The organism is Planomonospora sp. ID82291 (genome assembly GCF_015711645.1).
GTDB lineage: Bacteria > Actinomycetota > Actinomycetes > Streptosporangiales > Streptosporangiaceae > Planomonospora.
Genome location: NZ_JABTEX010000001.1, coordinates 1,238,150 through 1,250,472, shown reverse-complemented (window position 1 = coordinate 1,250,472; position 12,323 = coordinate 1,238,150). Strand labels below are relative to the sequence as shown.

20 protein-coding genes are annotated in these 12,323 nt (G+C 66.8%); all 20 read left to right on the top strand.

The window, feature by feature from the left end:
* Window positions 1–131: 131 nt before the first annotated feature.
* The 20 genes from rpsL to rpsH all read left to right on the top strand — a co-directional run bounded on the left by rpsL (window position 132) and on the right by rpsH (window position 12,311).
* The gene (gene rpsL, locus HS045_RS05360; RefSeq protein ID WP_012887826.1) at window positions 132–503 is read left to right on the top strand and encodes a 30S ribosomal protein S12; all 372 of its coding nucleotides are present in this window, start codon (window positions 132–134) and stop codon (window positions 501–503) included.
* Window positions 504–505: 2 nt separating this feature from the next.
* A complete protein-coding gene (gene rpsG / locus HS045_RS05355; protein WP_068896530.1) occupies window positions 506–976 on the top strand; it encodes a 30S ribosomal protein S7 in 471 nt (156 codons plus the stop codon).
* Window positions 977–1,021: 45 nt separating this feature from the next.
* Window positions 1,022–3,112 carry an elongation factor G gene (fusA, locus tag HS045_RS05350; RefSeq protein WP_196450026.1) on the top strand — a complete coding sequence of 697 codons (2,091 nt, stop codon included), beginning with the start codon at window positions 1,022–1,024 and terminating at the stop codon, window positions 3,110–3,112.
* Between the two features lie 92 nt (window positions 3,113–3,204).
* Entirely contained in the window at window positions 3,205–4,398 is a 1,194-nt protein-coding gene (tuf, locus tag HS045_RS05345; protein ID WP_196450025.1) for an elongation factor Tu, read from the top strand.
* Between the two features lie 293 nt (window positions 4,399–4,691).
* Complete coding sequence (gene rpsJ, locus HS045_RS05340) at window positions 4,692–5,000, top strand: 30S ribosomal protein S10 (protein ID WP_030912931.1); 309 nt, start codon at window positions 4,692–4,694, stop codon at window positions 4,998–5,000.
* Window positions 5,001–5,014: 14 nt separating this feature from the next.
* Window positions 5,015–5,668, top strand: coding sequence for a 50S ribosomal protein L3 (rplC, locus tag HS045_RS05335; protein WP_196450024.1), 654 nt, complete (start codon window positions 5,015–5,017; stop codon window positions 5,666–5,668).
* The gene (gene rplD, locus HS045_RS05330; protein ID WP_196450023.1) at window positions 5,665–6,312 is read left to right on the top strand and encodes a 50S ribosomal protein L4; all 648 of its coding nucleotides are present in this window, start codon (window positions 5,665–5,667) and stop codon (window positions 6,310–6,312) included. Before rplC ends, rplD begins: the two co-directional genes overlap by 4 nt.
* Window positions 6,312–6,611, top strand: a complete 300-nt coding sequence (rplW, locus tag HS045_RS05325; protein WP_068896534.1) for a 50S ribosomal protein L23 — start codon at window positions 6,312–6,314, stop codon at window positions 6,609–6,611. Before rplD ends, rplW begins: the two co-directional genes overlap by 1 nt.
* A gap of 89 nt (window positions 6,612–6,700) precedes the next feature.
* Window positions 6,701–7,537: a 50S ribosomal protein L2 gene (rplB, locus tag HS045_RS05320; RefSeq protein ID WP_196450022.1), complete on the top strand. Its 837-nt coding sequence runs from the start codon at window positions 6,701–6,703 to the stop codon at window positions 7,535–7,537.
* A gap of 11 nt (window positions 7,538–7,548) precedes the next feature.
* On the top strand, window positions 7,549–7,827 hold the full coding sequence (gene rpsS, locus HS045_RS05315) for a 30S ribosomal protein S19 (RefSeq protein WP_068896536.1): 279 nt from the start codon (window positions 7,549–7,551) through the stop codon (window positions 7,825–7,827).
* Window positions 7,828–7,943: 116 nt separating this feature from the next.
* On the top strand, window positions 7,944–8,297 hold the full coding sequence (gene rplV / locus HS045_RS05310) for a 50S ribosomal protein L22 (protein ID WP_068896537.1): 354 nt from the start codon (window positions 7,944–7,946) through the stop codon (window positions 8,295–8,297).
* Window positions 8,297–9,148 carry a 30S ribosomal protein S3 gene (gene rpsC / locus HS045_RS05305; RefSeq protein ID WP_196450021.1) on the top strand — a complete coding sequence of 284 codons (852 nt, stop codon included), beginning with the start codon at window positions 8,297–8,299 and terminating at the stop codon, window positions 9,146–9,148. The genes rplV and rpsC overlap by 1 nt, the downstream gene beginning before the upstream one ends.
* Window positions 9,149–9,150: 2 nt before the next feature.
* Window positions 9,151–9,570 (top strand): 50S ribosomal protein L16, encoded by a 420-nt coding sequence (gene rplP / locus HS045_RS05300; RefSeq protein WP_068896539.1) that lies wholly within the window; start codon window positions 9,151–9,153, stop codon window positions 9,568–9,570.
* Complete coding sequence (rpmC, locus tag HS045_RS05295; RefSeq protein WP_026214152.1) at window positions 9,570–9,806, top strand: 50S ribosomal protein L29; 237 nt, start codon at window positions 9,570–9,572, stop codon at window positions 9,804–9,806. Before rplP ends, rpmC begins: the two co-directional genes overlap by 1 nt.
* Window positions 9,799–10,080, top strand: coding sequence for a 30S ribosomal protein S17 (gene rpsQ / locus HS045_RS05290; protein ID WP_196450020.1), 282 nt, complete (start codon window positions 9,799–9,801; stop codon window positions 10,078–10,080). Before rpmC ends, rpsQ begins: the two co-directional genes overlap by 8 nt.
* Before the next feature lie 261 nt (window positions 10,081–10,341).
* Window positions 10,342–10,710 carry a 50S ribosomal protein L14 gene (rplN, locus tag HS045_RS05285; protein ID WP_068896541.1) on the top strand — a complete coding sequence of 123 codons (369 nt, stop codon included), beginning with the start codon at window positions 10,342–10,344 and terminating at the stop codon, window positions 10,708–10,710.
* A gap of 9 nt (window positions 10,711–10,719) precedes the next feature.
* Complete coding sequence (rplX, locus tag HS045_RS05280) at window positions 10,720–11,010, top strand: 50S ribosomal protein L24 (protein ID WP_196451064.1); 291 nt, start codon at window positions 10,720–10,722, stop codon at window positions 11,008–11,010.
* Window positions 11,010–11,579, top strand: a complete 570-nt coding sequence (gene rplE / locus HS045_RS05275) for a 50S ribosomal protein L5 (RefSeq protein WP_068896543.1) — start codon at window positions 11,010–11,012, stop codon at window positions 11,577–11,579. The genes rplX and rplE overlap by 1 nt, the downstream gene beginning before the upstream one ends.
* A gap of 2 nt (window positions 11,580–11,581) precedes the next feature.
* Complete coding sequence (locus HS045_RS05270) at window positions 11,582–11,767, top strand: type Z 30S ribosomal protein S14 (RefSeq protein WP_012887844.1); 186 nt, start codon at window positions 11,582–11,584, stop codon at window positions 11,765–11,767.
* A 145-nt stretch (window positions 11,768–11,912) separates the two neighbouring features.
* Window positions 11,913–12,311 (top strand): 30S ribosomal protein S8, encoded by a 399-nt coding sequence (gene rpsH, locus HS045_RS05265; protein WP_068896545.1) that lies wholly within the window; start codon window positions 11,913–11,915, stop codon window positions 12,309–12,311.
* Window positions 12,312–12,323: the final 12 nt, after the last annotated feature.

The window sequence follows — 12,323 nt, the reverse complement described above, 5'->3', positions numbered from 1 at the left end:
TGGCGCGACAAGAGCGCGACACGCCCGACCGCGTGGGTCGGAGTGGACGGAAAACCAGCAGGTCATGACACCGGCAGTACCTGCGAAATGAACGACCATTCGAATTACCGGCAAGCACGAACGGAGACGCGGTGCCTACGATTCAGCAGCTGGTCCGCAAGGGCCGCCAGGACAAGGTCACCAAGACCAAGACCCCGGCGCTCAAGGCCAGCCCCCAGCGACGCGGCACCTGCATGCGCGTTTACACCACGACCCCCAAGAAGCCGAACTCGGCGCTGCGCAAGGTCGCGCGTGTCCGGCTCACCAACGGCATCGAGGTCACGGCCTACATTCCGGGCGTCGGCCACAACCTCCAGGAGCACAGCATCGTGCTCGTCCGCGGTGGTCGTGTGAAGGACCTGCCGGGTGTTCGCTACAAGATCATCCGTGGTTCGCTCGACACCCAGGGTGTCCGCAACCGCAAGCAGGCCCGTAGCCGTTACGGCGCGAAGAAGGAGAAGTAAGAATGCCTCGCAAGGGTTCTCCTGGCCGTCGTCAGCTCATGGCTGACCCGGTCCACAACTCGCCGCTGGTCACCGCGCTCATCAACAAGGTGCTCCTGGACGGCAAGCGCTCCATCGCGCAGTCGATCGTCTACGGCGCCCTGGAGGGGTGCAAGGAGAAGACCGGCAACGACCCGGTCGTCACCCTGAAGCGCGCGCTGGACAACGTCAAGCCCACCCTCGAGGTGCGCAGCCGCCGTGTCGGTGGCGCGACCTACCAGGTCCCGGTCGAGGTGCGCGCCGCGCGCAGCACCACCCTGGCCCTGCGTTGGCTGGTGCAGTACTCCCGCGCCCGCCGCGAGAAGACCATGACCGAGCGCCTCATGAACGAGCTCCTCGACGCCAGCAACGGCCTCGGCGCGAGCGTCAAGAAGCGCGAGGACACCCACAAGATGGCCGAGTCCAACAAGGCCTTCGCCCACTACCGCTGGTAACAGCGGGTTCGACGAGACGACGAGGACGCGAGAGAAGTGGCCACTATGACCGCTCTTGACCTGGCCAAGGTCCGCAACATCGGGATCATGGCCCACATCGACGCGGGCAAGACCACGACGACCGAGCGCATCCTGTTCTACACCGGTATCACGTACAAGATCGGTGAAGTCCACGAGGGCGCAGCCACCATGGACTGGATGGAGCAGGAGCAGGAGCGTGGTATCACCATCACCTCCGCCGCGACCACCTGCGAATGGCTCGGTCACACGATCAACATCATCGACACGCCTGGTCACGTGGACTTCACCATCGAGGTGGAGCGCTCGCTGCGTGTCCTCGACGGTGCCGTCGCCGTGTTCGACGGAGTGGCGGGCGTCGAGCCCCAGTCCGAGACGGTGTGGCGTCAGGCCGACCGCTACGGCGTGCCGCGCATCTGCTTCGTCAACAAGATGGACCGGGTCGGCGCGGAGTTCCACCGCTGCGTCGACATGATGGTCAACCGCCTGAACGCCACGCCCGCCGTCATCCAGCTTCCCTGGGGCGTCGAGGCCGGCTTCAAGGGCGTCATCGACCTGGTGAAGATGAAGGGCCTGCTCTGGAGCGCCGAGGCGGCCAAGGGTGAGATGTACGAGACCGTGGACATCCCGGCGGACCACGCCGAGGCGGCCCGCGAGTGGCGTGACAAGCTCGTCGAGACCGTCGCCGAGAACGACGACGAGCTGATGGAGCTCTTCCTCGAGGGCGTCGAGCCCACCGAGGAGCAGCTGGTCGCGGCGATCCGCCGCGCCACGCTGTCCAGCGCCATCAACCCGGTCCTGACCGGCACCGCGTTCAAGAACAAGGGCGTTCAGCCCCTGCTCGACGCGATCGTCGCCTACCTGCCCGCGCCGACCGACATCCCGGCCTTCAAGGGCCACTCGGTCAAGGACGAGGCGGAGGTCATCGAGCGTCACGCGGACGTGAGCGAGCCGTTCTCCGCACTGGCCTTCAAGATCATGAGCGACCCGCACCTGGGCCGGCTCACCTACATCCGCATCTACTCGGGCACGCTCGAGACCGGCACCGCGGTGGTCAACTCGGTGAAGGGCAAGAAGGAGCGGATCGGCAAGATCTACCAGATGCACGCGAACAAGCGCGAGGAGCGCCCGTCCGCGCACGCCGGTCAGATCGTCGCCGTGATGGGCCTGAAGGACACCACCACCGGTGACACCCTGTGCGACCCGGCCCACCCGGTCGTCCTGGAGTCGATGACGTTCCCGGCCCCGGTCATCAACGTCGCGATCGAGCCCAAGACGAAGAGCGACCAGGAGAAGCTGAGCACCGCCATCCAGCGGCTGGCCGAGGAGGACCCGTCCTTCCAGGTCCGCCGTGACGAGGAGACCGGTCAGACGGTCATCTGGGGCATGGGCGAGCTCCACCTGGAGATCCTCGTCGACCGGATGCGCCGCGAGTTCAAGGTCGAGGCGAACGTCGGCCGGCCGCAGGTGGCCTACCGGGAGACCATCCGCCGCAAGGTGGAGAAGGTCGACTACACCCACAAGAAGCAGACCGGTGGTTCCGGCCAGTTCGCCAAGGTCATCATCGACATTGAGCCGCTGGGCGAGGGCAACGACGGGTACGAGTTCGAGAACAAGGTCTCCGGTGGCCGCATCCCGCGGGAGTACATCCCGTCGGTCGACGCGGGCGCCCAGGAGGCCGCCGAGTTCGGTGTTCTCGCCGGTTACCCCATGGTCGGGGTGAAGGTCACCCTGCAGGACGGCGCCTACCACGAGGTGGACTCGTCCGAAATGGCCTTCAAGATCGCTGGCTCGATGGCCTTCAAGGAGGCCGCGCGCAAGGCGGACGCCGTAATCCTGGAGCCGGTGATGGCCGTCGAGGTCATCAGCCCCGAGGACTACATGGGTGACGTCATCGGCGACCTCAACGGTCGTCGCGGGCAGATCCGGGCGATGGACGAGCGCGCAGGCGCCCGCGTCGTCCAGGCGATCGTGCCGCTCTCTGAGATGTTCGGCTACGTGGGCGACCTCCGTAGCAAGACGCAGGGACGTGCGAGCTTCAGCATGCAGTTCGACTCCTACGCGGAAGTGCCCCAGCACATCGCCAAGGAGATCGTCGCGAAGGTCCGGGGCGAGTAGTCACCTGCCAGGCCGGTCCCGAAGGGGGCCGGCCTCCCCGAACCCGAGTGAAAAGACGAAAGTCAAGTCAGAATCTCTAAGGAGACAGACCAGTGGCCAAGGCCAAGTTCGAGCGGACCAAGCCGCACGTCAACATCGGCACCATTGGGCACATCGACCACGGCAAGACCACTCTGACCGCGGCGATCACCAAGGTGCTCCACGAGCGTTTCCCGAACCTCAACGAGGCGACCCCGTTCGACAAGATCGACAAGGCGCCGGAGGAGAAGGCTCGTGGTATCACGATCTCCATCGCCCACGTCGAGTACCAGACCGAGAAGCGCCACTACGCCCACGTGGACTGCCCCGGTCACGCCGACTACGTGAAGAACATGATCACCGGTGCGGCCCAGATGGACGGCGCGATCCTCGTGGTCGCCGCCACCGACGGCCCGATGCCGCAGACCAAGGAGCACGTCCTCCTGGCCCGCCAGGTCGGCGTCCCCTACATCGTGGTGGCCCTCAACAAGGCCGACATGGTGGACGACGAGGAGATCCTGGAGCTCGTCGAGCTCGAGGTCCGTGAGCTGCTCTCGGCTCAGGAGTTCCCCGGCGACGACCTGCCGGTCGTGCGCGTCTCCGCTCTCAAGGCCCTCGAGGGCGACGAGAAGTGGGGCGACAGCATCATCGAGCTGATGAACGCCGTGGACGAGAACGTCCCCGAGCCGACCCGTGACGTCGACAAGCCGTTCCTGATGCCGATCGAGGACGTCTTCTCGATCACCGGCCGCGGCACCGTCGTGACCGGCCGTATCGAGCGCGGCATCGTCAAGGTCAACGAGACCGTCGACATCATCGGCATCAAGCAGGAGAAGACCACCACCACGGTCACCGGTGTCGAGATGTTCCGCAAGCTGCTCGACGAGGGCCAGGCCGGTGACAACGTCGGTCTGCTCCTGCGCGGCATCAAGCGTGAGGACGTCGAGCGCGGCCAGTGCATCATCAAGCCGGGCACGACCACCCCGCACACCGAGTTCGAGGCCCAGGTCTACATCCTGGCCAAGGACGAGGGCGGCCGCCACACGCCGTTCTTCAACAACTACCGTCCGCAGTTCTACTTCCGTACGACTGACGTGACCGGTGTCGTGAACCTCCCCGAGGGCACCGAGATGGTCATGCCCGGTGACAACACCGAGATGACCGTCCAGCTCATCCAGCCGATCGCGATGGAGGAAGGCCTCAAGTTCGCGATCCGTGAGGGTGGCCGCACCGTCGGTGCGGGCAACGTCACCAAGATCCTCAAGTAGTACGACCGCGGAGCGGCGGTCGGCCTCTCGCAAGGAGGCCGGCCGCCGCACCGCGCGGGGCTCCCGCAGCTCCGCACGCGACCCACGAACCGTGATCTCGCAGCTGTTTCGGCCGGATCGAGTGACCGAAGCAACTGCCAGATCACGGAAGAAAGCGCAGACGGCGAACGTCTGCTACGTGGGGAAGGGGACGGGCCGGACCGCCGGAAGGCGCGACGGGCCCGGATCCGCATATAGCGGCCGCCGGCCGCATGTAACTTTTTCAGACGACAGCGAAGGACACCGAGGCCATTATGGCGGGACAGAAGATCCGCATTCGGCTCAAGGCCTATGACCACGAGGTCATCGACGTTTCGGCCAAGAAGATCGTCGAGACGGTGACGCGGACTGGCGCTAAGGTCGCGGGCCCGGTTCCGCTGCCGACGGAGAAGAACGTGTACTGCGTCATCCGCTCGCCGCACAAGTACAAGGACAGCCGCGAGCACTTCGAGATGCGCACGCACAAGCGGCTGATTGACATCATCGATCCGACGCCGAAGACGGTCGACTCGCTCATGCGGCTCGACCTCCCCGCCGGCGTCGACATCTCGATCAAGCTCTGAGGGAACGCACTGACATGGCTAAGCAGATCAAGGGCGTCCTGGGCAAGAAGCTCGGCATGACCCAGGTCTTCGACGCGGACAACCGCATGGTCCCGGTGACCGTGGTCGAGGCCGGTCCGTGCGTCGTGACCCGCGTCCGCACCCCCGAGAAGGACGGCTACTCCGCCGTGCAGCTCGGCTTCGGACAGGTCGACCCGCGGAAGGTCAACAAGCCGCTCGGCGACTACCTGCGCAAGCACGACATCACCCCGCGCCGTTACTTCACGGAGATCCGTACGGACGACGCGGCCGAGTACACCATCGGCCAGGAGATCTCGGCCGACGCCTTCGAGGCCGGCCAGTTCGTCGACGTGACGGGCAAGAGCAAGGGCAAGGGCTTCGCCGGTGTCATGAAGCGTCACGGCTTCGGTGGTCTGGGCGCCTCCCACGGTACCCAGCGCAAGCACCGCTCGCCGGGCTCCATCGGCGGCTGCGCCACTCCGGGCCGCGTCTTCAAGGGCCTGCGCATGGCCGGTCGGATGGGCAACGTCCGCACCACCGTCCAGAGCCTGAAGGTCCACGCCGTGGACGCCGAGAAGGGCCTCATCCTCATCAAGGGTGCGGTCCCCGGCGCCAACGGCAGCCTGGTCCTCATCCGCACCGCTGCCAAGAAGGGGGCTGCCAAGTGAGCACCATTGACGTCCTCGACGCCAGCGGCACGAAGGCCGGCTCGGTCGACCTGCCCGAGGACATCTTCGGGGCCAAGGTCAACGTCCCGCTGATCCACCAGGTGGTCGTGGCCCAGCTCGCCGCTCGCCGGCAGGGCACCCACAAGGCCAAGACCCGCGGCGAGGTCAGCGGTGGCGGCAAGAAGCCGTACCGCCAGAAGGGCACCGGCCGCGCCCGCCAGGGTTCGACCCGCGCCCCGCAGTTCACCGGCGGTGGCACCGTCCACGGTCCGGTCCCGCGCGACTACTCGCAGCGGACCCCCAAGAAGATGAAGGCCGCCGCGCTGCGCGGCGCCCTCTCCGACCGGGCGAACGGCGGCCGCGTCCACGTGGTCAGCGGCCTGGTCTCCGGCGAGACCCCCAAGACCAAGGCGGCCCTCGAGTCGCTGCGGAAGATCACGCAGGCGCGTAGCGTCCTGGTCGTCGTCGACGAGGGCGACGAGCTCACCTGGATGAGCCTGCGCAACGCCCCGGAGGTCCACCTGCTGGACGCCGGGCAGCTCAACACCTACGACGTGCTCTGCTACGACGACGTCGTTTTCACTCAGGAGGCGTACGACCAGGTCGTGTCGCGTCTGAGCAAGAGCGGGAAGGAAGACGCCTGATGGAGAAGATCGCCGACCCGCGCGACATCATCATCAAGCCGGTTGTCTCCGAGAAGAGCTACGGCCTGATCGACGAGCACAACAAGTACACGTTCCTGGTGCGGAAGACGGCCAACAAGACGCAGGTCAAGATCGCCATCGAGCAGATCTTCGGCGTCAAGGTGGCGAGCGTCAACACCATCAACCGCCAGGGCAAGCGCAAGCGGACCAAGTTCGGCTACGGCCAGCGCCCGAGCACCAAGCGTGCGATCGTGAGCCTGGTCGAGGGCGACCGGATCGACATCTTCGGTCAGGGCTGAACCGCTCGCCAGTAAGTGACGCGCCGGAAGCCCCCGCCGAGAGGCGGGGGCATTCGGCCGGATCAACCGATAAAGGATGAACGAAAAAGATGGGCATCCGTAAGTACAAGCCGACGACCCCGGGTCGCCGCGGCTCGAGTGTCTCGGACTTCGCCGAGATCACCCGCAGCACGCCCGAGAAGTCGCTGCTCGCCCCGCTGCACAGCAAGGGCGGTCGCAACGTCCACGGCCGGGTCACCACCCGCCACCAGGGCGGCGGTCACAAGCGCGCCTACCGGATCATCGACTTCCGGCGCCACGACAAGGACGGGATCCCGGCCAAGGTCGCTCACATCGAGTACGACCCGAACCGCACCTCCCGGATCGCGCTGCTGCACTACGCCGACGGGGAGAAGCGCTACATCCTCTGCCCGACCGGCCTCAAGCAGGGCGACAAGATCGAGAACGGCCCCACGGCCGACATCAAGCCGGGCAACTGCCTCCCGCTGCGCAACATCCCGACCGGTACCTTCATCCACGCGGTGGAGCTCCGTCCGGGCGGCGGCGCCAAGCTGGGCCGGTCCGCCGGTGCGCAGATCCAGCTGCTCGCCAAGGAGGGCCAGTACGCCACGCTGCGTATGCCCTCCGGCGAAATGCGCCAGGTCGACGTGCGCTGCCGGGCCTCCATCGGCCAGGTGGGCAACGCAGAGCAGGGCAACATCAACTGGGGTAAGGCCGGCCGTATGCGGTGGAAGGGCAAGCGCCCCACCGTCCGCGGTGTCGCGATGAACCCGGTCGACCACCCGCACGGTGGTGGTGAGGGCAAGACGTCCGGCGGTCGTCACCCGGTCAACCCCAAGGGCAAGCCCGAGGGACGGACCCGTGCGGCGAACAAGGCCAGCGACCGCCTGATCATCCGTCGTCGGACCAAGCGGAAGAAGCGGTAGGAGCAGCCGAAATGCCACGTAGCCTTAAGAAGGGTCCCTTCGTGGACGACCACCTTCAGAAGAAGGTGGACGCTCAGAACGAGAAGGGCACCAAGAACGTCATCAAGACGTGGTCGCGGCGCTCCATGATCGTGCCCGACATGATCGGTCACACGATCGCCGTCCACGACGGCCGCAAGCACGTCCCGGTGTTCGTCACCGAGGCGATGATCGGTCACAAGCTCGGCGAGTTCGCGCCCACGCGGACGTTCCGCAGCCACGTCAAGGAAGACCGCCGCAGCCGGCGATAAGCGCCTGGGAAGAGGAGACCGCGCCGGGAGACGGCCGGGAGGCGAGAGCCGTACCGGTCGGAGCCGGGCGAGGGGGACTCGACCCGATACGAAGCAGAAGGTAAGAGGAGTAAGCGATGGAAGCCAGGGCTCAGGTGCGATTCGCGCGCCACACGCCCATGAAGGCCCGCCGCGTGGTGGACCTCATTCGCGGGCTGCCCGCTTCGGAGGCGCAGGCCGTGCTGCAGTTCGCTCCCCAGTCGGCGAGCGAGACCGTGTACAAGGTGCTGTCCAGCGCCATTGCGAACGCGGAGCACAACTTCAACCTCGACCGTGACACGCTCGTCGTGAGCCGTGCCTGGGTCGACGAGGGCCCCACCCTGAAGCGGTTCCGTCCCCGCGCCCAGGGTCGTGCCTATCGGATCAACAAGCGGACCAGCCACATCACCGTGATCGTGGAGTCCCGCGAGCCGAAGGGGAGGACCCGCTAGTGGGTCAGAAGGTCAACCCGCACGGGTTCCGCCTCGGCATCACGACCGACTTCAAGAGCCGGTGGTACGCCGACAAGCTCTACAAGTCGTACGTGGCCGAGGACGTGGCGATCCGCCGCATGCTGAAGAAGGGCATGGAGCGGGCCGGCATTTCCAAGGTCGAGATCGAGCGGACCACCGACCGGGTTCAGGTCGACATCCACACCGCCCGTCCGGGCATCGTCATCGGCCGCCGCGGCGCCGAGGCGGACCGGATCCGGGGCGACCTCGAGAAGCTGACCAAGAAGCAGGTCCAGCTGAACATCCTCGAGGTCAAGAACCCCGAGATCGACGCCCAGCTCGTCGCCCAGGGCGTGGCCGAGCAGCTGTCCAGCCGTGTCTCGTTCCGGCGGGCCATGCGCAAGGCCATGCAGTCGGCCATGAAGAGCGGCGCCAAGGGCATCCGGGTGCAGTGCTCCGGTCGTCTGGGCGGCGCCGAGATGTCCCGCTCGGAGTTCTACCGCGAGGGCCGCGTGCCCCTGCACACGCTCCGCGCGGACATCGACTACGGCCTGTACGAGGCCCGTACCACCTTCGGCCGCATCGGCGTGAAGGTGTGGATCTACAAGGGTGAGGCTCCGACCAGCCGCGCCGAGCGCGAGGCGGCTGCCGCCGGCGCCCGTGCGGGCCAGCGTCGCGAGCGTGACGACCGTCGCGGTGGCGCCGACCGCCCCCGTCGTGGCGGCGGCGCCGGTGGCGACCGTCCCCGTCGCGGCGGCGGCCGCGGCGACCGTGCACCCAGGACCGAGGCGGCTTCGCAGGCCGCCCCCGAGACCGGCCCGGCTGCGCAGCCGGGTGCTGAAGGGAGCTGACCATGCTGATCCCGCGCAGGGTCAAGCACCGCAAGCAGCACCGGCCCGACCGCAGCGGCGCCGCCAAGGGCGGCACGCGCGTCGTGTTCGGCGAGTACGGCATCCAGGCGCTTGAGCACTCCTACGTGACCAACCGCCAGATCGAGTCGGCTCGTATCGCCATGACCCGCCACATCAAGCGTGGCGGCAAGGTCTGGATCAACATCTACCCGGACCGTCCGCTCACCAAGAAGCCGGCCGAGACCCGCATGGGTTCCGGTAAGGGTTCGCCGGAGTGGTGGATCGCGAACGTCAAGCCCGGTCGCGTCATGTTCGAGCTCTCCGGTGTCGCCGAGCCGGTGGCCCGTGAGGCGCTGAAGCGGGCGATCCACAAGCTCCCGATGAAGTGCAAGGTCGTTAAGCGTGAAGTGGGTGAGGCGTGATGGCTAAGGGCCTGACCGCCGGTGAGCTGCGGGTGGAGGACCAGGACACCCTGGTCCAGAAGCTGAAGGAAGCCAAGGAGGAGCTGTTCAACCTCCGCTTCCAGGCCGCGACCGGCCAGTTGGAGAGCCACGGGCGGCTGCGCGCCGTCCGCCGCGAGATCGCCCGTATCTACACCGTGATGCGCGAGCGGGAGCTCGGCATTGTAACGGTTGAGAAGGAGTCGAGCGATGGCTGAAGCAACGGAGAGCACGACCGAGGCGCGGAACTACCGCAAGACCCGCGAGGGTCTGGTCGTCAGCGACAAGATGGACAAGACCGTCGTCGTCGCCGTCGAGGACCGCGTCAAGCACCGCCTGTACGGCAAGGTCATCCGTAGGACGACCAAGTACAAGGCGCACGACGAGGCCAACAGCTGCGGCATCGGCGACCGCGTCCTGCTGATGGAGACCCGGCCGCTGTCGGCCAGCAAGCGCTGGCGGGTCGTCGAGATCCTCGAGAAGGCCAAGTAGCAACGCGCCTCGTGGGGGGTGGCGGGTCCACCCCCCACGACGGCGTCCAAGGGTGTGGGGGTCCTCCTCCGCACCGCCTGCGGCGGCGGTCGCCGGCCGGGGAGGCCGGGTTCCGGAAGGGCCGGTGCGTCACGTGACGGACCGGCCGCGGAGCGCGGCGGACCCGGGCGGACGGGCTGTCGCCGGGGGAAAAAGACCACAGTAGGTTCCGCAAGGCTCGCCCATCAGGGGCGAGAACCGGCGAGACAAACAGGAGTAGACGTGATCCAGCAGGAGTCGCGACTCAAGGTCGCCGACAACACGGGTGCGAAGGAAGTCCTCTGCATCCGGGTGCTCGGCGGCTCGGGTCGGCGCTACGCCGGTATCGGCGACATCATCGTCGCCACTGTCAAGGACGCCATTCCGGGCGGCACCGTGAAGAAGGGCGACGTGGTCAAGGCCGTCGTCGTCCGCACTGTCAAGGAGCGCCGCCGGCCCGACGGCTCCTACATCCGCTTCGACGAGAACGCCGCCGTCATCATCAAGGACAGCGGTGACCCTCGTGGCACGCGTATCTTCGGTCCCGTCGGCCGCGAGCTGCGTGACAAGAAGTTCATGCGCATCATCTCGCTCGCGCCGGAGGTGTTGTAGATGTCGAAGCTGCATGTGAAGAAGGGTGACCTGGTCCAGGTCATCGCCGGCAAGGACAAGGGTGCCAAGGGTCGTGTGATCGCCGCCCTCCCGCGCGAGGACCGCGTGGTGGTCGAAGGCGTCAACATGATCAAGAAGCACGTCAAGGAGGGCCTGCAGGGTCCGCGCGGCGCCAAGACCGGCGGCGTGCAGACCATGGAGGCTCCCATCCACGTGAGCAACGTCAAGAAGCTCAAGGATGACGAGAAGCCCGCCAAGAAGGCCGACAAGAAGGCCGACGAGTCGGGTGAGGACAACTGATGACTGCCACCTCTGAAGAGCGCACGCTCCCTCGCCTCAAGCAGCGCTACCGCGAGGAGATCGCCGCGAAGCTGCAGGAGGAGTTCGGGTTCGAGAACGTCATGCTGATCCCCACGATCACCAAGATCAAGGTGAACATGGGTGTCGGCGAGGCGGCCCGCGACTCCAAGCTGATCGAGGGCGCCGTCCGCGACCTGACGGTCATCACCGGTCAGAAGCCGGCCGTCGTGCGGGCCCGCAAGTCCATCGCCCAGTTCAAGCTGCGCGAGGGCATGCCGATCGGTGCGCACGTCACGCTGCGCGGCGACCGCATGTGGGAGTTCCTGGACCGTCTGCTGTCCCTGGCGCTTCCCCGTATCCGCGACTTCCGCGGCCTGTCGCCGAAGCAGTTCGACGGCAACGGCAACTACACCTTCGGTCTCACCGAGCAGGTCATGTTCCACGAGATCGACCAGGACAAGGTCGACCGGCAGCGTGGCATGGACATCACGGTCGTGACCACCGCCAAGACCGACGACCAGGGCCGGGCGCTGCTGAAGCACCTCGGCTTCCCCTTCAAGGAGGCCTGATCATGGCGAAGACGTCGCTCAAGGTCAAGGCCGCTCGCAAGGCCAAGTTCGAGGTCCGGGCCTACACCCGGTGCTCGCGCTGTGGCCGTCCCCGCGCCGTGTACAGGAAGTTCGGCCTGTGCCGCATCTGCTTCCGCGAGATGGCGCACCGGGGCGAGCTGCCCGGCATCACCAAGTCGAGCTGGTAGCCGCGCACGGTCCCGTGATCCTCACGGGACCGTGCGGCGCCGGCCGCAGAAGAGAAGTCATATTCACCGGGCGCTGTTCGAAGAAGGCGCCCATGACCGCACCGTAGGTCCCCTGGGGAAACCGCGGTGAGGAAGGCCACCGGCCATGACGATGACCGACCCGATCGCAGACATGCTGACGCGTCTGCGAAACGCGAACTCGGCGTACCACGACACCGTGGCCATGCCGTACTCGAAGATCAAGGCGCACATCGCCGAGATCCTCCAGCAGGAGGGTTACATCCAGGCCTGGAGCGTCGAGGACGCCAAGGTCGGAAAGAACCTCGTGGTGGAGCTCAAGTTCGGGCCGAACCGTGAGCGCTCGCTCGCGGGCCTGCGCCGGGTTTCCAAGCCCGGCCTGCGGGTCTATGCAAAGAAGGACAACCTGCCTCGGGTCCTGGGCGGACTGGGCGTCGCGATCATCTCGACGTCCGGCGGCCTCATGACCGACAAGCAGGCCGGCAAGCGTGGTGTGGGCGGGGAAGTCCTCGCCTACGTTTGGTAGAAGGGAGGCATA

Coding starts and splice junctions, on each gene's coding strand:
- rpsG (WP_068896530.1), top strand. CDS start 506: ATGCCTCGCAAGGGTTCTCCTGGCCGTCGTCAGCTCATGGCTGACCCG.
- fusA (WP_196450026.1), top strand. CDS start 1,022: ATGACCGCTCTTGACCTGGCCAAGGTCCGCAACATCGGGATCATGGCC.
- rpsJ (WP_030912931.1), top strand. CDS start 4,692: ATGGCGGGACAGAAGATCCGCATTCGGCTCAAGGCCTATGACCACGAG.
- rplC (WP_196450024.1), top strand. CDS start 5,015: ATGGCTAAGCAGATCAAGGGCGTCCTGGGCAAGAAGCTCGGCATGACC.
- rplW (WP_068896534.1), top strand. CDS start 6,312: ATGGAGAAGATCGCCGACCCGCGCGACATCATCATCAAGCCGGTTGTC.
- rplB (WP_196450022.1), top strand. CDS start 6,701: ATGGGCATCCGTAAGTACAAGCCGACGACCCCGGGTCGCCGCGGCTCG.
- rpsS (WP_068896536.1), top strand. CDS start 7,549: ATGCCACGTAGCCTTAAGAAGGGTCCCTTCGTGGACGACCACCTTCAG.
- rplV (WP_068896537.1), top strand. CDS start 7,944: ATGGAAGCCAGGGCTCAGGTGCGATTCGCGCGCCACACGCCCATGAAG.
- rplP (WP_068896539.1), top strand. CDS start 9,151: ATGCTGATCCCGCGCAGGGTCAAGCACCGCAAGCAGCACCGGCCCGAC.
- rpmC (WP_026214152.1), top strand. CDS start 9,570: ATGGCTAAGGGCCTGACCGCCGGTGAGCTGCGGGTGGAGGACCAGGAC.
- rpsQ (WP_196450020.1), top strand. CDS start 9,799: ATGGCTGAAGCAACGGAGAGCACGACCGAGGCGCGGAACTACCGCAAG.
- rplE (WP_068896543.1), top strand. CDS start 11,010: ATGACTGCCACCTCTGAAGAGCGCACGCTCCCTCGCCTCAAGCAGCGC.
- HS045_RS05270 (WP_012887844.1), top strand. CDS start 11,582: ATGGCGAAGACGTCGCTCAAGGTCAAGGCCGCTCGCAAGGCCAAGTTC.
- rpsH (WP_068896545.1), top strand. CDS start 11,913: ATGACGATGACCGACCCGATCGCAGACATGCTGACGCGTCTGCGAAAC.